The sequence below is a fragment of the Salipaludibacillus sp. HK11 genome, from assembly GCF_047795645.1.
Lineage (GTDB): Bacteria > Bacillota > Bacilli > Bacillales > Salisediminibacteriaceae > Salipaludibacillus.
In genome coordinates this window covers 1,997,976-2,022,939 of sequence record NZ_CP181045.1, presented here as the reverse complement: position 1 = coordinate 2,022,939, position 24,964 = coordinate 1,997,976, and the positions used below count along the sequence as shown (strand labels likewise).

Annotated in this window: 27 protein-coding genes and 1 other annotated feature; of the genes, 23 read left to right on the top strand and 4 right to left on the bottom strand. The window is 36.8% G+C overall.

All coding sequences use genetic code 11. The annotated features are described in order from the left end of the window. Window positions 1-74: 74 nt before the first annotated feature. The 7 genes from ACM26V_RS10025 to ACM26V_RS09995 all read left to right on the top strand — a co-directional run bounded on the left by ACM26V_RS10025 (window position 75) and on the right by ACM26V_RS09995 (window position 7,634). A complete protein-coding gene (locus ACM26V_RS10025) occupies window positions 75-1,220 on the top strand; it encodes an MFS transporter (RefSeq protein WP_416151280.1) in 1,146 nt (381 codons plus the stop codon). Beyond that, window positions 1,221-3,347, top strand: coding sequence for a formate dehydrogenase subunit alpha (gene fdhF, locus ACM26V_RS10020; RefSeq protein ID WP_416151279.1), 2,127 nt, complete (start codon window positions 1,221-1,223; stop codon window positions 3,345-3,347). A gap of 35 nt (window positions 3,348-3,382) precedes the next feature. Beyond that, window positions 3,383-3,925 carry a 4Fe-4S dicluster domain-containing protein gene (locus ACM26V_RS10015; RefSeq protein WP_416151278.1) on the top strand — a complete coding sequence of 181 codons (543 nt, stop codon included), beginning with the start codon at window positions 3,383-3,385 and terminating at the stop codon, window positions 3,923-3,925. Window positions 3,926-3,952: 27 nt separating this feature from the next. Next, on the top strand, window positions 3,953-4,486 hold the full coding sequence (locus ACM26V_RS10010) for a Rieske 2Fe-2S domain-containing protein (RefSeq protein ID WP_416151277.1): 534 nt from the start codon (window positions 3,953-3,955) through the stop codon (window positions 4,484-4,486). After that, a complete protein-coding gene (locus ACM26V_RS10005; RefSeq protein WP_416151276.1) occupies window positions 4,479-4,685 on the top strand; it encodes a hypothetical protein in 207 nt (68 codons plus the stop codon). The genes ACM26V_RS10010 and ACM26V_RS10005 overlap by 8 nt, the downstream gene beginning before the upstream one ends. Before the next feature lie 69 nt (window positions 4,686-4,754). Continuing rightward, window positions 4,755-6,047, top strand: a complete 1,293-nt coding sequence (locus ACM26V_RS10000; RefSeq protein ID WP_416151839.1) for an MFS transporter — start codon at window positions 4,755-4,757, stop codon at window positions 6,045-6,047. A gap of 876 nt (window positions 6,048-6,923) precedes the next feature. Next, complete coding sequence (locus ACM26V_RS09995) at window positions 6,924-7,634, top strand: Crp/Fnr family transcriptional regulator (protein WP_416151275.1); 711 nt, start codon at window positions 6,924-6,926, stop codon at window positions 7,632-7,634. A gap of 78 nt (window positions 7,635-7,712) precedes the next feature. Here the strand turns inward: ACM26V_RS09995 and ACM26V_RS09990 are convergent, their stop codons facing one another. Next, window positions 7,713-8,258: a hypothetical protein gene (locus tag ACM26V_RS09990; RefSeq protein WP_416151274.1), complete on the bottom strand. Its 546-nt coding sequence runs from the start codon at window positions 8,256-8,258 to the stop codon at window positions 7,713-7,715. 209 nt (window positions 8,259-8,467) lie between these two features. On the opposite strand from ACM26V_RS09990, the gene ACM26V_RS09985 reads away from it, so the two are divergent. The 11 genes from ACM26V_RS09985 to ACM26V_RS09935 all read left to right on the top strand — a co-directional run bounded on the left by ACM26V_RS09985 (window position 8,468) and on the right by ACM26V_RS09935 (window position 17,538). Continuing rightward, complete coding sequence (locus ACM26V_RS09985) at window positions 8,468-9,193, top strand: YwiC-like family protein (RefSeq protein WP_416151272.1); 726 nt, start codon at window positions 8,468-8,470, stop codon at window positions 9,191-9,193. 58 nt (window positions 9,194-9,251) lie between these two features. After that, the gene (locus ACM26V_RS09980) at window positions 9,252-9,431 is read left to right on the top strand and encodes a YjzC family protein (protein ID WP_416151271.1); all 180 of its coding nucleotides are present in this window, start codon (window positions 9,252-9,254) and stop codon (window positions 9,429-9,431) included. A gap of 191 nt (window positions 9,432-9,622) precedes the next feature. Beyond that, window positions 9,623-9,790: a hypothetical protein gene (locus ACM26V_RS09975; protein WP_416151270.1), complete on the top strand. Its 168-nt coding sequence runs from the start codon at window positions 9,623-9,625 to the stop codon at window positions 9,788-9,790. Between the two features lie 227 nt (window positions 9,791-10,017). After that, window positions 10,018-10,974, top strand: a complete 957-nt coding sequence (locus tag ACM26V_RS09970) for a BMP family ABC transporter substrate-binding protein (protein ID WP_416151269.1) — start codon at window positions 10,018-10,020, stop codon at window positions 10,972-10,974. 21 nt (window positions 10,975-10,995) lie between these two features. Then, window positions 10,996-11,538 (top strand): DinB family protein, encoded by a 543-nt coding sequence (locus ACM26V_RS09965; protein ID WP_416151268.1) that lies wholly within the window; start codon window positions 10,996-10,998, stop codon window positions 11,536-11,538. 70 nt (window positions 11,539-11,608) lie between these two features. Further along, window positions 11,609-11,950 carry a hypothetical protein gene (locus ACM26V_RS09960; RefSeq protein WP_416151267.1) on the top strand — a complete coding sequence of 114 codons (342 nt, stop codon included), beginning with the start codon at window positions 11,609-11,611 and terminating at the stop codon, window positions 11,948-11,950. Between the two features lie 193 nt (window positions 11,951-12,143). Beyond that, window positions 12,144-13,076, top strand: a complete 933-nt coding sequence (locus ACM26V_RS09955; protein ID WP_416151266.1) for a beta-ketoacyl-ACP synthase III — start codon at window positions 12,144-12,146, stop codon at window positions 13,074-13,076. Window positions 13,077-13,112: 36 nt separating this feature from the next. After that, window positions 13,113-14,354, top strand: a complete 1,242-nt coding sequence (gene fabF / locus ACM26V_RS09950; RefSeq protein WP_416151265.1) for a beta-ketoacyl-ACP synthase II — start codon at window positions 13,113-13,115, stop codon at window positions 14,352-14,354. 542 nt (window positions 14,355-14,896) lie between these two features. Further along, the gene (gene liaF / locus ACM26V_RS09945; RefSeq protein WP_416151264.1) at window positions 14,897-15,769 is read left to right on the top strand and encodes a cell wall-active antibiotics response protein LiaF; all 873 of its coding nucleotides are present in this window, start codon (window positions 14,897-14,899) and stop codon (window positions 15,767-15,769) included. Continuing rightward, on the top strand, window positions 15,762-16,922 hold the full coding sequence (locus ACM26V_RS09940) for a histidine kinase (RefSeq protein WP_416151263.1): 1,161 nt from the start codon (window positions 15,762-15,764) through the stop codon (window positions 16,920-16,922). The genes liaF and ACM26V_RS09940 overlap by 8 nt, the downstream gene beginning before the upstream one ends. Beyond that, window positions 16,915-17,538, top strand: a complete 624-nt coding sequence (locus tag ACM26V_RS09935; RefSeq protein WP_416151262.1) for a response regulator transcription factor — start codon at window positions 16,915-16,917, stop codon at window positions 17,536-17,538. Before ACM26V_RS09940 ends, ACM26V_RS09935 begins: the two co-directional genes overlap by 8 nt. A gap of 7 nt (window positions 17,539-17,545) precedes the next feature. Here ACM26V_RS09935 and ACM26V_RS09930 read toward each other — a convergent pair whose 3' ends face one another. Further along, complete coding sequence (locus tag ACM26V_RS09930; protein WP_416151261.1) at window positions 17,546-18,268, bottom strand: Crp/Fnr family transcriptional regulator; 723 nt, start codon at window positions 18,266-18,268, stop codon at window positions 17,546-17,548. Window positions 18,269-18,379: 111 nt separating this feature from the next. Here ACM26V_RS09930 and ACM26V_RS09925 point away from each other — a divergent pair, with 111 nt between their 5' ends. From ACM26V_RS09925 to ACM26V_RS09915, 3 genes are all read left to right on the top strand, one after another. Beyond that, window positions 18,380-19,201, top strand: coding sequence for a DUF2268 domain-containing protein (locus tag ACM26V_RS09925; protein ID WP_416151260.1), 822 nt, complete (start codon window positions 18,380-18,382; stop codon window positions 19,199-19,201). A gap of 88 nt (window positions 19,202-19,289) precedes the next feature. After that, the gene (locus tag ACM26V_RS09920; RefSeq protein ID WP_416151259.1) at window positions 19,290-19,517 is read left to right on the top strand and encodes a hypothetical protein; all 228 of its coding nucleotides are present in this window, start codon (window positions 19,290-19,292) and stop codon (window positions 19,515-19,517) included. Between the two features lie 69 nt (window positions 19,518-19,586). Further along, the gene (locus ACM26V_RS09915) at window positions 19,587-20,345 is read left to right on the top strand and encodes a DUF3603 family protein (protein ID WP_416151258.1); all 759 of its coding nucleotides are present in this window, start codon (window positions 19,587-19,589) and stop codon (window positions 20,343-20,345) included. Window positions 20,346-20,413: 68 nt separating this feature from the next. Here the strand turns inward: ACM26V_RS09915 and trpS are convergent, their stop codons facing one another. After that, entirely contained in the window at window positions 20,414-21,403 is a 990-nt protein-coding gene (trpS, locus tag ACM26V_RS09910) for a tryptophan--tRNA ligase (RefSeq protein ID WP_416151257.1), read from the bottom strand. Between the two features lie 77 nt (window positions 21,404-21,480). Then, window positions 21,481-21,730: a binding site (T-box leader), on the bottom strand. A gap of 181 nt (window positions 21,731-21,911) precedes the next feature. Between trpS and ACM26V_RS09905 the strand changes: the two genes are divergently transcribed. Next, entirely contained in the window at window positions 21,912-23,060 is a 1,149-nt protein-coding gene (locus tag ACM26V_RS09905) for a dicarboxylate/amino acid:cation symporter (protein WP_416151256.1), read from the top strand. A gap of 62 nt (window positions 23,061-23,122) precedes the next feature. Next, a complete protein-coding gene (locus ACM26V_RS09900; protein WP_416151255.1) occupies window positions 23,123-23,668 on the top strand; it encodes a peroxiredoxin family protein in 546 nt (181 codons plus the stop codon). Window positions 23,669-23,756: 88 nt separating this feature from the next. On the opposite strand, the gene ACM26V_RS09895 is transcribed toward ACM26V_RS09900, so the two are convergent. Next, on the bottom strand, window positions 23,757-24,755 hold the full coding sequence (locus ACM26V_RS09895; protein WP_416151254.1) for a sodium:calcium antiporter: 999 nt from the start codon (window positions 24,753-24,755) through the stop codon (window positions 23,757-23,759). Between the last annotated feature and the right edge of the window lie 209 nt (window positions 24,756-24,964).

The following is a 24,964-nucleotide window of genomic DNA, read 5'->3' as shown; positions in this document are numbered from 1 at the left end:
ATGGATTTTCACAATAACAATATTAAAAATTATTAAAGGTTGATAGTTGTATTTCAGAAAGGGGAGCGCAGGCAATGAATCAATTAGAACGATCATTTTATTCAAAATCGAGTATGTATTCTTTTATTATCGTAACAGTTTTATTTTCCCTTATGTGGCTTGGTACAGGTCATTTTTCTCATATGGATTGGATGCTATTTGGTTATATGGTTTCATCTTTTATTTTTTTCATAGGGATTACAGTTAGATTGACTTCTTGGATGATGAGACCAGCGACACATGAGGTCATTAAACGGTCCTTTCAAAATATGAAGACGAAAAAAAGACAAAAGCGTAATTGGAAAGCGATAACGAAAACGTTGGTTGATAACATTATTCTGCAAAAATTTATTTTTAAAAGAGGAATTTATCGAGGAATCCAACATTGGTTAATTGCTTGGGGATGTATTGGATCTCTTGCGATTACGTTTACATTAACATTTGGTTGGATGCATTTTAAACTCATTGACGCAACGACATACCAGATGGTTATTTTTGGTCTTCCAGTGTTGAAGATGGCCCCAGATGGTTTTCTCGCAACGATGTTTTTCGAAGGGTTAAATATCACAGCTTCGATGTTATTCGTAGGTGTGTCTATGGCACTTATCAGAAGGATTAAAAACCATGATTTAAAAGTGACGCAAAGACCTGAATTTGATTTATTTCCATTATATTTACTTCTTGCTATGACAGTAACGGGATTGTTTTTAACCGTTTCCTATAAGCTTCTAGGGGGTTGGATGCATCCACAGTTAGCACTGATTCATCAAATAACTGTTGTAGTCTTTCTTATTTATTTTCCGTTTGGTAAGTTGTTTCATTTACCAGTTAGGCCAATGGCAGCTGCGGTTCCAATGAACTATCAGGAAACACCACAAATGGATACGAAAACATGTCTCGGCTGTGATGAATTATATTCTAACGATGAACAAATTGCCGACGTAAAAGCGATGTTAGAGGTTCAAGCATTTGATTTTCAAAATGATGAAGGTGATTGGTTAGCTGATTATTGCCCAGCTTGTAGAAGAAAATTACGAGTTATGAGTCAGTTGAATTTACCTAAACAGTCAATTAACAAACCAGCACCAATTGAAACGAACAATGGCATTCACATGCCCGGATTTGGAAGAGAGCGATCTAAAGAGTTTTACGAACCAGCAAAAGCTAAGGGGGAATTGTAAATGTCCGAATTTATTGTTAAACCGGGAGTGAAAAATTTACATCGTGAAGGTGAAAAGTTAATTACAACACATTGCTGTTATTGCGGTATGCAGTGTGGCATGCATATAAGAGTTAATGAAAAATCAGGTAAGGTTGTCGGAGTGGAACCACGCTATGAGTGGCCAGTGACAATGGGGAAAATGTGTCCGAAAGGGGTCACCGCTTACCAAACTGTGGACCACGAAGAAAGAATCAAAAAACCTTTGATCAAGAAGAATGGCGAATTCGTTGAAAGCTCTTGGCAAGAAGCACTCGATTTAATTGAAAAAAACTATAAAAGGATCCAAGCGGAAAGTGGTGCCGATGCTTTGTCAGTATTTGGTGGTGTTTCGATGACAAATGAAAAGTGTTACTTAGTCGGAAAATATGCTCGAGTAGGCTTAGGTACAAGATTTGTTGACTATAATGGACGGTTTTGTATGTCATCGGCTGCTGGTGGTTTTATGAAGACACTCGGAATCGATCGAGGTTCAACGTTGCCATGGCCAGAACTTGAGCATACAGACTGTTTCTTTATGGCAGGGTCAAATACTGCGGAATGTCATCCTACGACTATTCAGTGGTTATGGAAAGCAAGGGACAAGGGAGCGAAGATGATTGTTGCAGATCCAAGAGAGACGCCAACGGCAAGAATTGCGGATGTTCATTTGGATTTAAAATCAGGAACAGACTCAGCTTTAGCAAATGGCATGATGCATCTACTCGTCAAAGAAGGATATGTAGACGAAGTTTATGTCAATGACCGGTGCAATAACTATGAGAACTTAAAAAAATCAGTCGAGTTATTCACACCTGAATATACGTCAGAAATTACTGGTGTTTCTGTTGAGAAACTTGTGAAAGCCGCACGTATCTTTGGACAGTCTCCTCGTTCAGTAGTCATGTTTGCCCGTGGGGTAGAACAACAAATGAAAGGTGTAGACAATGTTAGTTTATATACGTCAATGGCATTACTAAGAGGCCAAATAGGTAAATTTGCCTCCGGTGTAGCGACGTTTACGGGGCAAGGCAACGGTCAAGGTGGAAGAGAGCACGGACAAAAAGCCGATGCGCTTCCTGGTTACAGGAAAATAGATAATCCTGAACATGTTAAATACATCTCAAGCGTGTGGGGCATTGAACCAGAAGAAATGCCAAAAGCCGGTGTTTCTGCGTATGAGATGTTCGATGAAATCCAACAAGGAAACATACGTGCTATGCATGTTATATGTAGTAATCCAGCTGTATCAGCACCTAATAACCACTATATATGGGATGGATTTAAAAAGCTTGATTTCATGGTCGTTTCCGATTTCTTTTTATCAGAGACAGCGGAATTTGCCGATGTAGTATTGCCAACAACAACGTGGGCAGAGGATGAAGGAACAACAACAAACCTTGAAGGCAGAGTAATTCGAATAAGAAAAGTAACCGAACCGATAGGTGAATCAAAAACAGATTGGGAAATTATGCAGTTGATTGCAGAGCGAATGGGGAAAAGAAAGTACTTCCCTTATAAAAATGTCCCACAAATTTATGAAGAATTTCGTCTTGCCTCAAAAGGCGGCAAGGCAGACTATTACGGAATTACTTATGACCGAATTGAAAAGGAAGATGGCGTATTTTGGCCTTGTCCAAGCGAAGATCATCCCGGTACACCAACAATGTTCCAAGATTCGTTTGTAACAGAGGATGGAAAGGCAAATTTAGCTGCAGTAGGATGGCAAGAGCCAGCTGAAGTTCCTTCTGCTGACTATCCACACACATTAACAACAGGTCGCGTTGTCTTTCATTACTTATCAGGTTCACAAACAAGAAGGACGCCATTTCTGATGGAACAGTGTCCAGAGCCTTATGCAGAGATGCATCCGGAATTGGCTTCTAGATATGCGTTAAAAGACGGTGATTACGTCTACTTGGAAACGAGACGAGGGGACATGGAAGTGAAAGCTAAAATAACCAAAGCGATCCGTAAAGATCATATTTTTGTCCCTTATCACTGGGGAAAGGAACTATCAGTCAATAAACTGACGAGTCCAGCACTTGATCCAACGTCAAGAATGCCTGAATTTAAAGTAGCGGCTGTCAATATAAAAAAAGTTAATTAACTAAACGATCACCAAAACAGCAGGAGGTTATGAAAATGAATAAAGTAATGTATTTAGAATTCGAACGCTGTATTGGCTGTCGTGCATGTCAGGCAGCCTGCCGCGAATGTGGCGGACATGATGCAAAAGAACGAAACTACGTAGAATATGTAAATTTCTTTGAGAATCGCCAAACATACCCGATGATGTGTATGCAATGTAAGGATCCAGCATGTGCCAAAGTTTGTCCGGCAAATGCGATTCAAATTACGGAAGAGGGCGTAGTTCTTTCAGCGATGGAAGATAAATGTATTGGATGTAGAAACTGTACATTCGGTTGTCCATTTGGAATTCCGAAGTTCGATTTTGAAGAAAACAAAATGTATAAATGCGATATGTGTTATGACCGAACGAAACATGATATCTCACCAATGTGCGCGTCTGTTTGTCCATCTGATGCGATTCGCTTTATCGACCATGATGAAGTGATGGATTTAAGAAGAAGAAGAACGCAAATGAACTTAATTGAAGGAAAGAAGCCTTCAGAGAATGATAAATGGGAATACGTACCTGAGTTTTTCGGAGTTTATTCAGATTAGTACTAAAACAAGAAAGGAGAATGAACAATGACGACTGAGTGTAAAAAAGGACGCAATTCTAAAAAATCAAAGTCGGATATGGTCAACTTAATTGGAAATGTCGATCAAAAAGATGACTTGAAATATAATCGTCGGATGTTTCTCAAAACGGCAGCAGGTGCTTCCATGGCTTTAGGACTTTCAACTGTTCCTTTCAGTGTTAAAGCTATGATGGGGATGGCAGAAGAAGATGATGAGCGAATAGAAATTACCAAACTTGATCAGTTACCTCAAGGGGAATCAATGACATTTAATTACCCAACTGACAACGATGCCGCTATTCTAGTTCATACAGTGAAAGGTGAATTAGTTGCTTATAATTCTGCATGTACTCATTTAATGTGCCCAGTATTCTATGAAAAGGAAAGTGATGTTCTTTTATGTCCGTGTCATAAAGGTTATTTTGACATAAATAATGGTCATCCAATTGAAGGACCTCCACAAAGAGAACTCCCGTTAATTGAATTAGAAGTGATAAAAGGAACGATTTTTGCGACCGGAAGGAAGTATCGTCATGGCTAATAAAAAGTATTGGGTGATTATCTTTTTAACAGTTGCCATAAATGTAGTTATGTTGCAATGGACTGTAGAATCTTATCTCGGCAGGGAATATGAGCAAGTTGTTCTATTTTCAGGAATTGCTATTATATCTGCGAGTATCGCCTTCATTGCTGCTGTGTATTGGAAAAAAGTAGAGTATGCGACAGACCATGATGAGTAAGATTTTTTGCATTCTGAAATATAAGGGATCGAATCCATAAAGAAATGAATGAAATGGGAGGAATAGATGATGGTCGCATTACAAAAGTGGGAGCCAGAAGATGAATTATTTTGGGAAGAAGAGGGGAAAAAACGTGCAAGTAGAAATTTATGGATTTCTATTTCCGCTTTATTTTTAGCTTTTGCAGTTTGGCAAATATGGTCAGTTATTGCCGCCAATTTAAATGATATAGGATTTGCTTATACTGAGAGTGAATTATTTCTATTAACTGCCTTGCCTGGATTAACTGGGGCAACATTAAGGATTTTATATACTTTTCTTGTGCCAATTTTCGGTGGGCGTAATTGGACAATTATTAGCACCGCTTCACTGTTACTTCCTGCGATCGGCATTGGGTTCGCTGTTCAAAATCCATCGACCCCATTTATTACTATGGCGATTTTAGCGGCTCTTTGTGGTTTTGGCGGTGGAAACTTTGCATCGAGTATGGCAAATATTAGCTTCTTCTATCCAAAGAAAGCAAAAGGAACAGCGCTAGGACTGAATGCAGGAATAGGAAACCTTGGCGTAAGTGCTGTTCAGCTTTTAGCCCCACTTGTAATCACAGTTGCTCTTTTTGGTACATTGACAGGAGCACCGCAAATATTAGGTGATGGCTCAGAAGTGTTTATGCAGAACGCTGCGTTCATCTGGGTGGTTCCGATCGTTTTAACAGTGGTTGCTGCTTTCTTCGGGATGGATAATTTACCAGGAATGAGAGCGTCCGTAAAAGAACAAGCAGTGATATTTAAGAATAAACATACGTGGATTATGACATGGTTATATACAATGTGTTTCGGATCTTTTATTGGATACGCAGCAGCATTTCCATTATTAACGCGAACAGAATTCCCAGAAATTAATGTCTTTCAAATTGCATTCATTGGTCCTTTGTTAGGAGCATTAGTTCGACCAGTTGGAGGATGGCTATCTGATAAACTTGGGGGGGCTTTTGTTACATTTTGGGATATCATTCTTCTTACAGTAGCAACTTTAGGCGTCATGTATTTCTACAATATTGGGAACTTTACAGGATTCTTAACAATGTTTATTATCGTATTTATTGCGACAGGAATAGCTAACGGGTCAACTTTCAGAATGATTCCATTTATTTTTGTACAAAAAGAAGCAGCTGTTGTGTTAGGTTTTACATCTGCAATTGCAGCATATGGAGCATTTTTAATTCCAATGTTGTTTGGTTGGTCGATTGATAAAACTGGTATGGCCAATCTAGCCTTAATTATCTTCATCGGTTATTATCTTGTTAGCTTGGCAATGCATTGGTATTTTTACTCAAGAAAAAATGCAGAAGTTAAATGCTAACTGAATCTAACTGAATAAAAAAAACACCCAATGCCTTCAAAGATCTGAATTTTCAGTAGACACTATTTAGCAGGAGGACTTCAAGTTTTTGGAGTCCTTATTGTTTTATTAGTTAATTATACCCGTATTATTCATAAAGTACTTAGAAGTACTATATAGGATAAAAAATAAATTTCTACACATTTATTTGAAACAGATGCCTCGTTTTTTGAACATGGATTCAGACTGATAGCGATTGGAATTTGGGAAAACTGTCAGAAAGAGAGAGGAATTCGGAGCGATAGACGATTGAAAATGGGAAAACGGTCTAAAAGAGAGAGGAATTCGGAGCGATAGACGATTGAAAATGGGAGAACGGTCTAAAAAAGAGAGGAATTCGGAGCGATAGACGATTGAAAATGGAAAAACGGTCTAAAAGAGAGAGGAATTCGGAGCGATAGACGATTGAAAATGGAAAAAAGGTCTAAAAGAGAGAGGAATTCGGAGCGATAGACGATTGAAAATGGAAAAACGGTCTAAAAGAAAGAGGAATTCGGAGCGATAGACGATTGAAAATGGAAAAACGGTCGCAATAAGAGAGTGAATCAACGTTCTTTCAACTCGGTAGGGATCGAATACAACAAGGTTTCATAATTGAGCTCCTTATTTGTGCCGTTACTTAATGCACTATCAAATATGCCCTCCTTTTTTTGATGGTGTATTACTTATAGGTGAAAACGTTAATAGGTCAATTTCAAACTGTTTTTATGAATAATCTTTATCCTACAGAAATTTCATTAAATAGTCATAACTTAGCAATTTCCACCTATTGTTATAGTGGTAATCTTAAATAAGAGAATCAGATGAACGAATGATCTTATTAGAGGGGGTATCTCTATGGAAAAACAAGATTTACAAATGAAACGGTTTTTCAATGAAATTTCACAAGAGAACCAGAATCTACTTTTGAAAAATGGCCTAGAGATACAGGTGAAGAGTGGTAGCTATTTATTTTATGAAGGGGATTTTCCTGAACACGTCTATTTAATCCGCTCAGGAAAAGTACGTTTAAGTAAAATGACATCCGAAGGAAAAGAGTTTTCTGTCCACTTAAAACAACGTGATGAGCTCGTTGGAGAAGTAGGTCTGTTTAATGAGATGTCGATTAGTGTCACAGCGGAAGTTACTGATGATGCGACGATGGTTCGATTCGACCGACATACATTAGAGGAGTTATTCCGTCAAAATGGTGAAATTGCCGTTGCTTTTATGAAGTGGTTTGCTCGCCACACACAATCAACGCAAGCCAAATTTCGTGACCTTATTTTATGTGGAAAAACAGGAGCTCTTTATTCAACATTAATTCGATTTAGCAATTCATATGGTATAAATAAAGACGAAGGAATCCTTATTAATGTCCATCTAACAAACCAAGATATTGCAAACTATATTGGTACTACGAGAGAAAGTGTCAATCGCATGTTGAATGACTTGAAGAAATCAAGTATTTTAACTATGGATCATGGATATATAACGATACAAGATATACAGTATTTAAAAAAATATTTGCACTGTGGTGATTGCCCAGTGGAAATTTGTACTATATAATGCTCAAATCATGAATAAACCACATTATTCATGATTTTTTTTGAGAAAATTTATTCGAAACGTGAGACTAGTTCTTCTTTAATCTGCAATAGGATTGATTTTCAATTGATCACCTAGAAACGTCTCTTCTCCTTCAGAAGTAATAATCGTACAGGAAGGGATCTTTGGTTTATCCAGGGCATCTTTTGTTGCAATATCAGATTTTAAGAAAAGCCCTCTGCCTAATAATACATTTCCATCAAAGCATTCAACTTTATGTCCCTCAAGAGATCGATGACCCGCCTGTTCAAGAAATTCGCACCAAGATTGGAAGCCATTTATGAGATATGCTGGAAGCCCTTGTGCATTGTAACCTAACATTGCTTCTTGATCGTCGATGTTTGCTGACAGTTTCTCTGCTACTTGTGTAATTGTATGATGTAACTCTTTGCATCCATCGAATGAAACTTCATCTTTGCAAGTAATCTCAATTGTTTTCGTGTCATTTGAATGAGTCACCTTAACAATAAATGAATCTGCATTTAGTTTTTTTATATAATGGTCTTCGTTTAATTTAAAACCATAGTTGGACAAAATGGGAAAAATGCCATCTTCTTTCTTATAATTCAATCTTACCTTAAGCATGAGAATTCCTCCTTGATCTCTTACGTTCAACTTCAATACATACATATACAGTTTTCCAGATAAAACGATAACTTATATGATTACTTTATCAGAACCTTAAGATTAATGCTGTGGAAAAAATCACACTTGAAATATACTTTAATGTGATAATGATCACATAGTTCTTGATTGGTGTTTAGTAAAATTAATGTATGAAGGATGTGATCTACATGAAATGGTACATCCCGAGAGAACATGGAGCATGGGCAATGTTAATCGTTCCGTATTGGATTGGGGCAGGAATCACAGGGCTAAATATTAGCCATGTTATCTTTTTTATTGGTTTATTTAGCTTATACTTTGCGCAAGCCCCATTACTTACATATATTAGGCAACCAAAGCATCGGGATGTATGGCCGTCATTTTGTGTTTATGTTGCATCCGGAGGTGTCGTTTTAGTTCCTTATTTTCTATCGGATTTCTCATTATTATATATTGCTTTACTCATTTTTCCTTTTTTCTGTGTAAATCTTGTATTTGCAAAAATAAAAAAAGAACGTTTGTTTATCAATGATTTGTCAGCAATTATTGCGTTATCAGGATTTTTATTGTTTGCTTACCAATTAGGAAATACATCGCTAGAGCACGAAGCTTTTTACTTTATGTTTATTGTTGTAGCATTTTATGTCGCAAGTGTTTTTCATGTGAAATCGTTACTTAGAGAAAAAGAAAACGGCGTTTTTCGCAGAGTATCGCTTGCTTATCACTTTGCTATCGTTGTTTTCATGTTTGTTTTTGTATCAAATGGAGCAGGGGTTGCATTTTTTTTGTCCTTAGCAAAAACATTAGCTGTTACAAAAAATAGTTTGAAAAAGCCTGTACAAATTGGTATTGTAGAGATTATAAATAGTATAGCATTTTTCATTCTAATCCTTTCTAGCTATTACTCTGGATAAACTCTAGCTTATTTGGTTACTTTACATAAGAAGTAAATGCCATAATAGAGGTGAGTGTATGGGACAAAGGAATCGCTTTAAATTTGGTGAAAAAGCACCAAACAATGGAATGTATATGGAGATAGGTGAGACAGGGAGCATGGTTAAGGATCCGCAACAAGTTCATCTAGACGCGGGGATGTCTTTCCCTGAAACGAAAAATGAAGACCGTGTTTGGACCTTTAAACCAAAACCTTAAAAATCGGAGGTAGTACCTCTGATTTTTTTGCGTTTAGGTGGAGAAATAAGTGGAGGTGCAAGGTACTGAAAAAAATCCTATCTAAATTGGACAACAACAATTTTTAGTGGCAAAGTTGACATGAATTTTATTAAAGGGTGATACTTGTGCCCTATTTTAGTCTTATAGATTTATCAGAAAGGGGGCACCATATGAGGCTCTTTATTGGAATCATTATCTTTTCAATTGTAACAATTACTGTTTTTCTATTATTATCGCAAAGTACAGATTGGCCAATGGAAGTCATTGTTATCTTCTCCCTCTTATTAGGTGGAGTGACAGAATGGCTATTTTATAAATTGAGACAGAGTGATCATTAAATTTGTAATCTATTTTTAACATTTTTGTAATAGGAAACGAACGAAAAGTGTCGAATAATATTAAGGGTCATAAAAAACATAGATAAAATGCTTCCTAATTACATTATTTCAAAAATTTAAATCGTAACGTTTTGATGCGATGACAACTTATTTAGTTTTTTACAAACATCGTCTGAGATGTACGAGAATACACTAATAGAAATGATTCATAGGGAGTGAGAGTCACAATGAAAAAAATGAGGTATTTAATTAGTTTTCCTTTTTTTCTCTTATTAATCAGTTGTACTCAAGGCGATGAACAGGAATTGGAAAAAATAGGATTGTTACTTCCTTATCCAATTGATGATCAAGCGTGGAACATGAAAGGATATCAAGGAATGTTAAAATTGCAATCTACTCTTGGAGTTGATGTTTTACTTAAAGAGGATATTCGATCTGAGCAACGAGTTGAAGATGCAATAGAAGAATTTAGTAAAGAAGATGTTTCACTAGTTTTTGGTCATAGTCATATATATGCTGATCTATTTATGCAATTCAAGGATGATTATCCAAATGTTCATTTTATTAGTTTTAATGGCGATGTCGAAGGAGATAATATCACTAGTCTTCATTTTGACGGATATGCGATGGGATACTTTGCAGGTATGCTTGCAGGAGAAATGTCTATGTCCAATTCTATTGGCGTGATAGCGGCTTTCCCATTTCAACCTGAAGTTCAAGGATTTAAGGATGGAGCAACGTTTCAATCCCCTGCTGTCACAGTGAATATTGAATTTGTTGAAAGCTGGATAGATGAAACTAAGGCGCTTGAAATTTTCGCTGATATGAAAAATGATAATGTCGATATTTTTTATCCAGCTGGTGATGGTTATCATATTGATGTGATTGAGGAAGTGAAAAAAGAAGGCTTATATGCAATTGGTTATGTAGGAGATCAACTAGATATGGGGGAATCTACTGTATTGACGAGTACAGTTCAAGAAGTTGAAAAACTATATGAATATGTAGGAACACAATACAAGCAAGGAAAACTTGAAAATGGGAATCTTCACTTCGATTTTCAAGATGGTGTCATCTCAATGGGAGAATTCGGTCAGGAAGTGCCAATAGATACGAAAGAGTGGTTAGAGGAACATATTATAACCTATACTGAAACAGGCCTTTTGCCAAGTGAAATTAATTAAAGACGGAGGGTGTTGAATCTCATGGTAGAACATACGTTAACCCCGGTTTCCTCAAGAGAGTCTAGTCATTTATTAGGTGGATTAATTTTAACTCGCGAACGGTTGCTCGGTTTATTAGATGAATTGGATGAGAGGGATATCCATCAATCTGTTCGAGGTCTACCTTCAATTGCAGGGTATGCGCTTCATTTAGCTCAAGTTGAATATTGGTGGAATAAAACGGTTTTGCGAGAAGAAGAACTTACTGTGGAAGAAAGAGAACACTATTTATTTGATGAAAAACAAGCTATTTTTGCACCAACAGAGTTGGAGAAAAGTTGGTTTTTATCTAGACTAGGTGAGGCACGTATGTTGACAAGAGAGCACTATATGAGCATATCAGATATTGAGTTTAGATCTGCAAACTTAACGGTGAAGGGGAAAGCTAAAGAAGATACCTATTCTCCAGAATGGATACTTCATCATTTAAATTTCCATGAAAGTTATCATTTAGGTCAAATGTATCTAGTGTTAAAATGGATGAATGGTTGTCTGGAAGAATGGGATCATTTTAGTGCACCATAACTGTATATTCCATTTAGATAAGAGATAATTGAAATGGATTATTAATTAAGTGAAGTTAGGAGTTTGATGTATGTCGGAAGAACAACCAAAAGCAATTAGAAAAATGGCGGATCGAATTGTAAAAGGGTATGAAGCAATTCACCAAAAAAACTATCAAGAAGCAAAAGAATTATTAGAACCACTAGTTCCATTGTTTCATCAAGAAGAGAAACCAAATGTCACACTTTTAAGTTATGTATCAATCGCTCAAATTGCGACAAAAGATATTGATTCTTTTTTATCCACTTACGAGGAATTGAAAAAATATAATCCAGTCACGGATAAAGAAATATCATTAGTCAAGCGAGTCGATGAGATGTTTCAAGAACTAATGGCTGCAATTGAGATTAATACATCGGATAATGATAAGTAGATATCTTGAACCTTGTCTTAAGCTGTGTTTCCCAAAAGAAGCACAGCTTTTTGCACGGAATTGTTGACCGTTCAAAAGGAAATGAATCTTATTTTAGATAGTTGCGATTTTCTTATGACTAGGTCATAATGTAGTTATTATTATGACTAGGTAATAATAATAACCATATAATTTTTTCAAGGGGGCAAGCGAGATGCGCGCAGGAATATGGGGAATGGGGAAATACATTCCAGAGCATGTCGTCACAAATAGAGATTTAGAAAAGAAAATTGATACGAATGACGAATGGATTCGCACAAGAACTGGTATAGAGGAGAGACGGATTGCATCAGATGAGATTGATACGTCACATATGAGTTATTATGCTGCACTTGATGCGATTGATAAAGCAGGTATTGAGCCTGAAGAGTTAGATATGATTATTGTTGCGACAGTGACACCAGATCAAGCGTTTCCGTCAGTATCATCTATGCTTCAAAACCAGCTTGGAGCAACAAAAGCTGCGGCAATGGATGTTAGTGCAGCATGTGCAGGATTTATTTATGGAATAGTAACAGGGAAACAATTTATTGAGTCGGAAACATATAAACACGTTTTAGTTGTAGGAACGGAAAAACTCTCAAAAATTACTGATTGGAATGATCGAAACACTGCTGTTTTATTCGGTGATGGTTCTGGTGCTGCAGTATTAGGTCCTGTAGACGACGATCACGGAATCCTTTCTTTTGAGTTAGGTTCTGATGGAAGTGGCGGCGATCACATTAAAATGGAAGACTATCTGCAGATGAATGGGCGTGAAGTGTTTAAATTTGCTGTTCGACAAATGGGAGAGTCTGCAATAAATGTTGTTCTTAAAGCAGGATTTACAAAAGAAGACGTAGATTTTCTCGTCCCACACCAAGCGAACATAAGGATTATGGAAGCAGCAAGACAAAGATTAGATCTCCCTATCGAAAAAATGTCTAAAACTGTTGATCGGTATGGGAACACTTCTTCGGCGTCTATACCACTTTCACTAGTTTATGATTTGGAAAATGGAAATATTAATGATGGAGATTTAGTTGTACTAGTAGGATTCGGAGCGGGACTCGTTTGGGGTGCTGTGGCTCTTAGATGGGGAAAATAAACATGATTTATAGATAACTAGAAAGGAGTCATTTTAATGAAGAAAAACAGGGTAGTTGTTACCGGTGTAGGAGCTGTTACACCATTAGGAAATGATGTTGAAACAACATGGGGAAAACTAATTAATGGAGAATCAGGCATAGAAGTTTTATCGAAATTTGAAGAAGGTGCATTCCCAGCAACTGTCGCTGCAGAAGCGACAGGGTTTGATCCAACAGACTTCATGGATATGAAAGATGCGCGTAAGATGGATCGTTTCACACAATTTGCAGTGGCTAGTGCGATGATGGCTGTCAAAAATGCAAATTTAACGATTGATGAAACGAATGCAAATCGGGTTGGTGTATGGATTGGTTCAGGTATTGGTGGAATGGAAACGTATGAAAAGCAATTCCGTCTATATGAAAAAAAAGGTTATCGACGCGTTTCTCCATTTTTCGTTCCGATGCTTATTCCTGACATGGCCGCGGGTCAAGTCTCTATAAAGCTGGGAGCTAAAGGAGTAAACTCATGTTCAGTTACTGCATGTGCCTCCGGAGCGAATTCGATTGGGGATGCATTTAAAGTAATCGAACGAGGAGATGCCGAAGCAATGATTACTGGAGGTGCTGAAGCACCAATAACAGAAATGTCATTTGCAGGATTTTGTTCATCCAGAGCTCTCTCAACGAATTCAGACCCGAAAACCGCGAGCCGTCCGTTTGATAAAAATCGAGATGGGTTTGTAATGGGAGAAGGAGCGGGAATTCTCATCCTTGAATCATTGGAATCGGCCGAAAAGCGAGGGGCAAACATTCTTGCTGAGATTGTTGGTTATGGTTCAACTGGAGATGCTTATCATGTTACTGCGCCAGCACCTGAAGGCGAAGGTGCCGTTAGAGCGATGCAAGAAGCTTTGAAAGATGCAGCGCTTAATCCATCTGAAGTAGCATACTTAAATGCACATGGGACAAGTACTGCATATAATGATAAATACGAAACAATGGCTGCAAAAACAGTCTTCGGTGAATATGCACGTAAACTTCCAATCAGTTCTACCAAATCGATGACAGGACACTTACTAGGAGCAGCAGGTGGTATTGAAGCGATCTTCGCTACACGTGTGATTCAGGAAGGGATTATTCCACCGACAATTAACTACCAAACGCCAGATGATGAGTGCGATTTGGATTATGTAGCTAATGAATCAAGACATGTTGATGTTCCAGTTGTTATGAGTAATTCCCTCGGGTTTGGCGGGCACAATGTGTCATTAATATTCAAACGCTTTGAAAACTAATTTATTTCTGATATAAAATGAAGATTTAAGAGGGTGTCGCAAATAGTTGTTGTCTAAAGGTATTTGATGTTTTAGGTCTCTTGTGAAATAAACGTTAAATGAAAAGGTAAAAAGGACCTCTACTTTGCTGTATTGAGGTCCTTTTTGGCTTTTTTTGATTTTCTCTTATTGTTCTTCTCGCATTTTATACAAGGCCTAGGCACTTGAACAGTAACTATTCAATTAAGTCTCAGGAACTGGACAAGTACCGCTCACTAGAGCAGTTTCATCTCAAATTCTGATCAGCTATCGCATAAGAGCATCCCTCTTGCTCATTCCCCTTCCAAAAAACTTCTCCGATCCCATTTTTGATAATATCAGACTTAAGGATGAGATAGAAACCGTCTTAAGGTCGTTCTCATGAGCTTATTTTAAAAGTAAACTGATTTTAGAGTTCCGTATCTTGTAATAAAAACTAATTGGCGAACCGTAAAGGAAACGATACAATATAGACAGGGAAAGACAGTCGATGACCTATTTTCCTAATTCAATTGAGGTGACAAATGATGAAAAATTTTATTGGGATTCTTATATTAAGTATTGGTATCGTATTATTGTTGACGAATACTGGACTGATTGATTCAGAAGTAACATCTTTATTTTCGACTTTTTGGCCAGCGATTCTCGTTTTATTTGGATTGAAAATTTTGTTCGAAGGTATTGTTTATTTCTTTCATGGCTTAAAAAGAGATCGGTGGCATATCGGTAAAGTCGTATGGGGACTAGTAGTGACAGCTATTGGCTTTGTCATACTTGGAAATAATGCAGAGTGGTTTCAATATGGGTTATCAGATTTGTGGAATTGGACATGGCCTCTGATTCTCGTTTATATAGGATTCAAAATACTATTCGATCGAGATGGGAATGTGGTAATTAACTATGGACCTGATGATGTAGAAAAAGTAAAAAAAAAATACACAGAAAAAACAACATTTGATACGTCGTCGTTTGATTTCAACCTTGGTGAATCAGAACCAGAGCAAAAATATAAGGGGGATAAAGAAAGAGAAAACCACCGCACGTTTATAGGCGATATTTCCCTCGGTAAACAACCATGGGAACCCGATGGCATGAATGTGAATATGGGTATTGGTAGCATCGAGCTTGACTTGACAAAGGCTATCTTGAAAAACGGTGACAATGTCATTGACGTTTCGTGTTGGATTGGATCGGTTGAAATCTTGGTTCCTAAGGAAATGGCAGTGCAAGCAAATGTTCATGTCAAAATGGGAGACGTAACATTATTTAATGATTATCATGCAGGAACAGGGAGGAGTGCTTCGTATACTAGTCCTGGATTCCATCATGCTGATAAGAAGTTGATTCTTGAAGTCGATTTGAGTATTGGTGATGTGGAGGTACTGACTGTTGACTAACCAAGAAACGAACCCCGATAAAAAAAAGCAATCAAGCTTACAAGGGATTGTTTGGGATCTCTTAAGGCTACAAATCAAGGTAAGTGTAACCGCAGGAATTGTATCTTTTGTGACCCTATATATCCTTCAAAATATTGTATCGATTCCAATCGATGCAAGTACTGAATCATTCTTTCATAGAATCCTTGTTTTAGTCTCAGATCCAGCAATCTATGCTGTTCTAACGCTATTTTTTACGATTGTTTTTTTAGTTACGGCTTGGATTTATGCTTATTCATATGGCATTTCACTGAAAAAAACAATTGCGCAGATTATTTATCAATTGAAGCAATTTCAACGAGGATCATTAAATCGCAAAATAACGATTCAAAGAAAAGATGAACTTAAAAAACTAGCAGACGAATTGAACTTACTTACCGATGATTTGGAGCAACAAATTGTTTCAATGCGGAGAGTGTTAAACGAAAATGCAACGTTGATTGATGAAGCGGAAAAAGGGGCGAGTTTGGAAGAACGTAGGAAACTAGCAAGAGACCTTCATGATGCTGTCAGTCAAGAGTTATTTGCTGTATCGATGGCTTTAGCGGCTATTCCTAAGGTTGTTCATAGTGATCCACAAAAAGCAGAGAAACTATTCAATCAAATAGAAAAAATGGTGCATCATGCCCAACAAGAATTAAGAGCTTTAATTATGCATTTACGTCCGGTTACCTTAGAAGGGAAATCATTAAAACAAGCGATGGTGAGTTTAATGGGAGAACTTAAGAATAAACATCCTAACCTTGAGTTCCAGTGTGATTTGAAGGCGATTCCGTTCATAGAAAAAGGAGTAGAAGAGCAATTATTTCGCGTGTTACAAGAGGGGTTGTCCAACGCTTTGCGTCACGCATCCCCGCAGTTAATTGGATTGCAGGCGCATTTGCGTGAAGAGCGTTTACTTGTCGTATTAGAAGATGATGGGATTGGCTTCGATTCAGCGAATATTGAGCAGAATAAAACAGGCAATTACGGTCTGACTTCTATGAAAGAACGAATGATGGAGTTAGGTGGTCATTTTACGATTATTTCTTATCCAGAAAAAGGCACACGCTTGGAATTTCGGATTCCATTAACGAACAATAACTTGAAAGCGGAGGGAGATATCAATGAGTAAGCGAATAAAAGTTTTGGTCGTTGATGATCATGATATGGTCCGGATGGGTTTAGTGACATTTTTAAGTGTTGAAGATGATATAGAGGTAGTTGGTGAAGCTTGTAATGGTGAAGAAGCAATTAGTAAAGCGGCGGAGGTGTTACCAGATGTCATCTTAATGGATTTGTTAATGGAAAAGATGAATGGTATTGAAGCTACGAAAGTGTTAGCTAAAACAAAAGCTAAAATCATTGTATTAACGAGTTACTTAGACAACGAAATGCTCTTTCCTGTTATGGATGCAGGCGCATTTAGTTACCTTCTAAAAACCTCAACTGCAGATGATATTGCACAAGCTATCCGTAAAGCTGTCAACGGTGAACCTACCTTTCAAGGACAGGTGACTCAAAAAATGTTTCGTCATATGAATGAAAAACCTAAGCACGAAGAATTAACAAAAAGAGAAAAAGAAGTCCTCTGTTTAATGGGGAAAGGAAAAACGAACAAGGAAATTTCTGAGGAACTCTATATAGGAATCAAAACAGTAAAAACACATGTGAGCCATATTTTAGCAAAATTAGAGTTAGAGGATCGTACACAAGTTGCGATTTATGCTAATAAAAACCATCTTGTATAATTAATATTTATGAAATTGTACATATTTCTAATGGGCACTTCTCACAATGTAGATGTTTTTTGAGTTGCTCAATCTGTTTAATAACAATATGCCCATCAACAAGATCGATGATTTTGTCTTTTTTTAAATCATTGAACATCCTGTTAACTGTTTCTCGACTCGTACCAATGAAGTAAGCAATTTCCTGATTGGTCAACTTTATATCAATCATAATTCCGTCTGGGTGAGCAATACCATAGGAATGAGCAAATCGAATCAGAATCGAATAAAAAGCCCCTGTTTTTCCATACAACAGTAAATCAGAAAACTTCGCCTGTGTTGATTGTGTGTTCCGAGCGAAAAGCTTGATAAATGCTGTTGCAATTTCCCCATTTTGTGAGAATAATCCCTCTAACAAATCACATTTAAATCGAATGAGTGTTGCTGAGTTCATGACTTCGGCAGTCATGCTTGCGCGCATATCGTTAAATAAACTAAATTCACCGACAATATCATTTTCTCTTTTAATGTGAAGAACAAATTTTTTTTTATCCATTGTCATTTTACTGAGACGGACTTGCCCTTGTTTAAGTAAATAAATATAATTTACACTTTCTCCTTCATAAAAAAGTATTTTTCCTATTGGAGCGGAGATTTCTTCGCCATGTAAAAGGAGCTGATTTTGATTTTCCTTTGATAATTGTTTAAAAAAAGAATTGTCATTTTTATAATTGAAAAGGCGCTTTGTCATAGTTTTCCCCACCTTTCGAGAATCGCAATATTGTCTTTTAGACATATCATAACATAAGTGATGACAATATGATTAATGAGACAATTATAAACACTTAAAGGTTGGGGTAAAGTGAATATTTATGATTCTTCGTCTTGGGTTATTCGATACTTTCACTATAAAATTCCTATTATTGAAGCATTCTCAACATTGTTTAGAGAAGATCGAACCAAATCAAAAGATGAGTGGTTGTATTTTTTAATCGACCAAGGAATGGTTCCAATTACTTCGGAAATGAAGCGCGAATGGATCAAGTGGCGACAGCAATTAGACATAGCTGAACTAACAGGTTTTATTAAAACAATAAAACATGAGTTTTCTGGACCGAATGCTAACTTATATTTATTTCCTTTAAATCGTTCACATAAAAAAATCATGGAAGATCTTGACGGTAAAAATGGGTGTACTTTTCCAAACTATGTTCTTTTGTTTTGGAAAGAACAATTAGTATTAAGTAAACAAAAAGCACTTTTGCTTCATGAATATCATCATGTTGCTAGACTCCATCATCGAAAAGAAACCGAACGAACAATATCATTATTAGAATCGATGGTAATGGAAGGGCTAGCAGAATGGGAAGTTAAAAATCGTCTAGGTGAGGATCACACGGCACCGTGGACAACTCTCTATTCAAAGCAAGAACTAATGAAGTGGTGGCATCGTTTATTTAAGGAGAATATTAACCTTAGTGGACGTACATTACATTATCCATTTTTGTTTGGTGGAATCGGTGGAAGTCCACCTTGGATTGGTTATCAATTAGGATATTATATCATTAATGAATTTATGAAATACAATCAAAAACTAGATTCAATATCACTATTGAAAATGCCAGCTAATCAATTTCTGATTGAGAATGAAATTTTTGATCTAGATTTGAAAACTAGATTTTAATGTCTTATAACCTTAATGAAATCATAGAATAGAGTGAGAATAGCTTGTTGTAAGTATATTGTACATTTCAGGAGGGGAGGAAGCGACAGTGCGTTTATTTCTACTATGTATTGGCTTTATCATGGCCGTAGCTGGAGGAATTAGTTTAGTAGCATATTTAAATTTGTTGACAGTCGGCTTTACCCTCCTGGAATATTCGATATTTTTACTACAACGCGTCGAAACTTACTTTTTTATTATTGGTGCAGCAATTGTAATTGCTATCGTTTATACACCTGTGAGTCGCAAGCGATTGACAAAGAGCGGAAAGAAATAAACATACGTGGAATAATATGGATGAGATTTGCGCATACTGATGGCAAAGAATGAGTCAGGAGGTATGTCCATGGTCCACATGAGAGATGTTTGGGTGAACTGGTTTGAGGGAGAAGAAAATAGCTACAATGTTTGTGAATTTTTTGAGTGGAAAAAAAGTGATCGAATTGAACTATTGGATCAAATTGCAGTAGTAAAAATTAACACCAATTTATTAGATTATATGGAAAATACGTTATTGGAGCTTCCCGAAGAACTATTAGCAGATATCTGTAGGCAAAGTTATATTCGTCAAAAAAATGAACGAATTGCATTGGAATATTGTTTTATCGCAACGAATGGACAAAGAGCTTTGGTCGTAGACACCCTTGGATATCATACACCTATTCGAAAAAGTAGGATGGTTCCTAGACAAGAAGAAAGACTACGTGAATTGGTAGAGAATGACCCCGTAAGCGATTATTATATGGATTATTTGGATTGTGAAAAACAATACCATATGCTTTCACCAAATCCAGAATTTATGAACGGCCTTGTGCGCCGGGAAAAACAATTAAAACAACTTCTATTTATGGCTTTGGATCAGTTATATGAGGATGCTGAGTTACCAGAATTAAGGTATTGGTATACTGAATGGGCACCTCACAAATATAGTTTCATCCAAGGAATGAGTTTTGATGATGTGTGGACCGGGTTATTTAATGATATTAAATATGGCTGGTCGAAATGTCACGAAGATTTTTGTTTTGAAATGATCAAAGGACAGCCCTTTTTCGAAAAAACATGGGAATTACAACATGAAGAGGAGATGAATAAGACAAACAAATAAACTGATCGCGTATTTGAAAAAGAAAAAATAGGACTACTTGAAGGAACACCTCCAAGTAGTCCTATTTATTATGAGCGTTTTCTACCTAATCCCATCGCTTTTTCTGCTTTTTTTAATGTTTTATAAGATGCCATATTTGCTTTTTCGGCACCTTTGTCAAGAATATCATTTAGTTCTTCAGAATCAATTAATTGATAATATCTGTCTTGGATTGGTTTCAATACGTTTACGACAGCTTCCGCTACATCTGTTTTAAATGGACCATAACCGCTCCCCTTATACTTTTCCTCTAATTCAGTTATTTTCAATCCTGAACACAAGGAATATATTGTTAATAAGTTTGAAACGCCTGGTTTGTTTTCCACGTCGAAACGAACTTCATTATCAGAGTCAGTGACGGCACTTTTTATCTTCTTTGTGATTTGTTTTTCATCATCCAACATCGAGACATAACTCTTAGGATTTGGATTTGATTTACTCATTTTTTTGGTAGGTTCACTTAGTGACATGATTCGTGCACCAACTTTTGCTATTTTTACTTCTGGAATTGTGAAAACATCATTGTATTTTCTATTAAAACGTTCGGCTAAATCTCGAGTTAGTTCCAAATGCTGTTTTTGATCTTCCCCAACAGGAACTATATCAGTTTTATAAAGTAATATATCTGCGGCCATTAATGGAGGATAAGTAAGCAAAGCAGATGAAACTGATTCTTTTCCATCTGATTTGTCCTTAAACTGCGTCATTCGCTCTAATTCACCGATGTAGCTGACGCATTGCATCATCCAGCCTAGCTGGGCATGAGCTGGAACTTCGGATTGAATAAAAAGAGTAGATTTATTTGGGTCGATTCCTGAGGCAATGTATAATGCAGAAAGACTTTTGATATTATTTCTTAACTCAAGACGATTCTGCGAAACGGTAATCGCATGCTGATCAACGACGCAAAAATAACACTCATGATCCTCCTGCACTTCGACAAAATTTTTCATAGCACCTAGATAGTTTCCAAGGGTTAACGTGCCACTTGGCTGAATACCGGAAAATATAGTTTTCATTTTTTTCATCCTTTCGGCGCGGTCGCCAAATTTTTAATTTTAAAAAAGTACAAAAAAGCCCATTCGTCTCCTATATACATAGGGACGAATGGACCGCGGTGCCACCCTGATTAGTTCCAAATAACAAATGGAAATCACTTTATTTCCTCGCATGATTACTTCTGCAAGGGGACTCGATGTAACGTTCGAGTACACGAATTTGCCTACTATGATTTCAGCATATTAGCTCAAAAGGCCATTCCTTTTCACCACATCTTCTGCTTACAGCAACCGCAGACTCTCTGAACATGCTTCCGGAAAAGTACTCTTCTTTATCATCGCCTGTAATCTTAATCTTTACGTCATTATACGATGAGTTAGATTAAAAAGCAATGAACAAGATAATTTAAAATTGCGACTTTTTGATTTCATCTTGCTATCTTTCGTGAAACAATGCAATATAAAGTGGACTTGTCTGTATATACAAATGTCCTTATATAAAGGACAGTCTTTGGAGGAGAGAAAGAATATGAAACTTATTTTGAAATTAATTTCAGGTATTGTAATTGGTGTAATTTTAGGGTTATTTGGATTTGAATGGATGATTAAATCTCTTCTTACGTTTAAAGATGTGTTTGGTGAATTTATTGGATTTATGATTCCCCTTATTATTCTATTTTTTATTGCATCAGGCGTTTCGAAATTAGGCAATGATTCCGGTAAATTAGTAGGAATGACAGTTGGTTCGGCTTATCTTTCAACGTTATTAGCAGGGATATTAGCTTTTTTCGTAGCGACAATTCTCATGCCATTTGTTGCTTCCGGGGGAGTTATCCCTGAAGAATCATCTGGATTAGCTGGATATTTTTCTTTTGAGATTGAACCGGTAATGGGTGTTATTACAGCTCTTGTTTTTGCATTTCTATTTGGAATTGGGATGGCGAAACTTCAGAGCGAGTATTTGATTCGTGTATTTGATGAAGGGAAAAATATTGTAGAATTAGTCATTAAAAAAATTATTATTCCTTTGTTACCTTTTTACATTGCAGGGATTTTTGCAGAACTGGCATCGGAAGGAACAGTTTTTGATACTTTACAAGTATTTGGGATTGTTTTAGTTGTTGCTATTGTGACTCATTGGATTTGGTTAACTATCCAGTATGTTGTTGCTGGGAGTCTTGTTGGAAGAAATCCAATTTCTTTGATAAAGACAATGTTACCCGCTTATTTCACCGCACTTGGAACTATGAGTAGTGCTGCAACCATTCCTGTTACGTTGAAACAAACAAAACAAAATGGTGTAAAAGAAGAAGTGGCGAATTTTAGTGTCCCGTTAAGTGCTACGATTCACTTATCTGGAAGTGTGATCACGATCGTAAGCTGCACAGTAGCAGTCATGACAGTGTTAGATGGTTATTCTGTACCGAACTTCTTCACGATGTTTCCAGTCATTGCGATGCTTGGAGTTATTATGATTGCAGCACCTGGTGTTCCTGGTGGAGCAATTATGGCGGCGATTGGTATTTTAACGTCAATGCTTGGGTTTAGTGAAGTTGCAGTAGGTCTTATGATTGCCTTGTACATGGCGCAAGATAGTTTTGGGACAGCTGCAAATGTGACTGGTGACGGTGCGATTGCTTTATTGGTTGATAAGTTTACATCTAAATTAAAAAGTTAATAAAGGTTGTACTTTGTCCCTTTTCTTTCACATAGATTGTGATTAGAGGAGGGATTTATTTAATGGTGGAGCGAGTGAAATGGGCTACATTGTTTTTGATCTTGTGTATTGGCGGAATATTTTATCTGTATTCATCAAATGATTGGGTGATTGTTGAAAAGACAATGTCTGAACAAGGCAATATGTCTTCTGAGTACTCCAAGGATGTTTCGCTTTTGACTTTAGAAGGTGATGAGATACATCTGAGCGAATTTAATGGCGAAAAAGTGTTTGTCTTCTTCTTTACTACTTGGTGTCACGTATGTGCAGAACAGTGGATTGAGATAAAGCTAGCATCAGGAGAGTTAGCAAACATGGATATAAATATTGTCGCAATAAACCTAACGAAAGAAGAGCGAAAGGACTCGGTGGTCGAAAGTTATATTGATAATATTAAGCCTGGAGATATCAAGATAACTTTAGATACAAAAGGTGAAGCACAGCGATATTTCCAAGTGATAGGGATACCGACTAGTTTTTTAATAAATGAACAAGGGGAAATTGAGAAACGAACAGATGGATTAATTCCTGCGGATAAGCTTATTGAGATTAGTCAAAGGGGGATGTAATCCTTTATTTAGGTATCTATAGAAAAATTGAAATAGACAAAAAACATAAGGAAATGTTTTTTGTCTAAGGTATGGATATGGATAAATGCTAACTTAATACAAAGATCATGTAGCTTAAAAGAAGATAAGTACTCACGACAATAGTCGATGGAATGGGATACATTTTGCCATTAAATCGATTCGATTGAGCTAAAATCATCCCACCAATGACCAAGATATTAAGCAAGATTACGGCTACAACAGATATTATGGTAATAGGGTGGACTGCTGATAGGATAGGGCCACTCCTATAGAATACATCTGCCAAAGCTAGAATTAGGATGTTAAATAAATTACTTCCAAGGATATTGCCAATTGCTAAATGGTAATTTGCCAATTGAATTGCAACAATAACAGTGACTGCTTCAGGTAACGATGTTGCACCTGCTATGAGAAAAGTGCCTACAAAGCTAGAACTTAATCCAGATGATGTGGCAATGGCATCACCTGAAATTGTTAAAAAAGAACCAGATATAAAAATAATAAAAGCAGATAAAGCAAAGCCGTATTTTGCTTTTTTCAAAGAGATCGCGCTAGTATCAAAAGTTGGTTCAACAGCAGAAGCAGCCTCTTGATGGATATCTCCGGTAGGTGCTGAAAATAACATTTTCATACCGACTAAATAAAAGGCGACAAGTACGTACATTTCAATACCAATATGCATAAAATGATATCCGGTGGGAAAACTTATAGCAATAAAGATAAATCCCGTTAATGCAAAGCTCATAAAACCTGTAGATAGATGACTTGTGCCAACTTGAGAGAAAAGTCTTTTTCTACGGTAATAAATGTCTAATACAGCAAGAATAAATAAATTGAATAAATTACTCCCTAAAACATTACTAACAGCGATATCTGGGTTATTAACAACGATGGCCGTTATGCTAGTCGTTACCTCAGGCAGTGACGTGGCACCAGCAAGAAGAAGGGTACCAACCATCATCCCGCCTAGAGAAGTTCTTTCTCCAATGATGTCAGCATAAGTGGAGAGTTTAACTGCAACAATAACTGTGATGATTGCTGCTAAGATAAAAATAAAATATGGCATTCAATATTCCCCTTTTTTGCACAAAAAAACAGACCTTTTTATGAAAAGGCCCCCCAAAGAAAACGGAGGTTTTTTCATAAAAAGGTCTTGCGTACTTTGGGTCTCCAAAGCTTCATGAACCGAGCCTTTGTTAGCACTGTATTGACGACTCATAAACCTATTTGGTCGCTACTCCCCTTTTTATTATTCAACTGTTTCATTGCTTAATT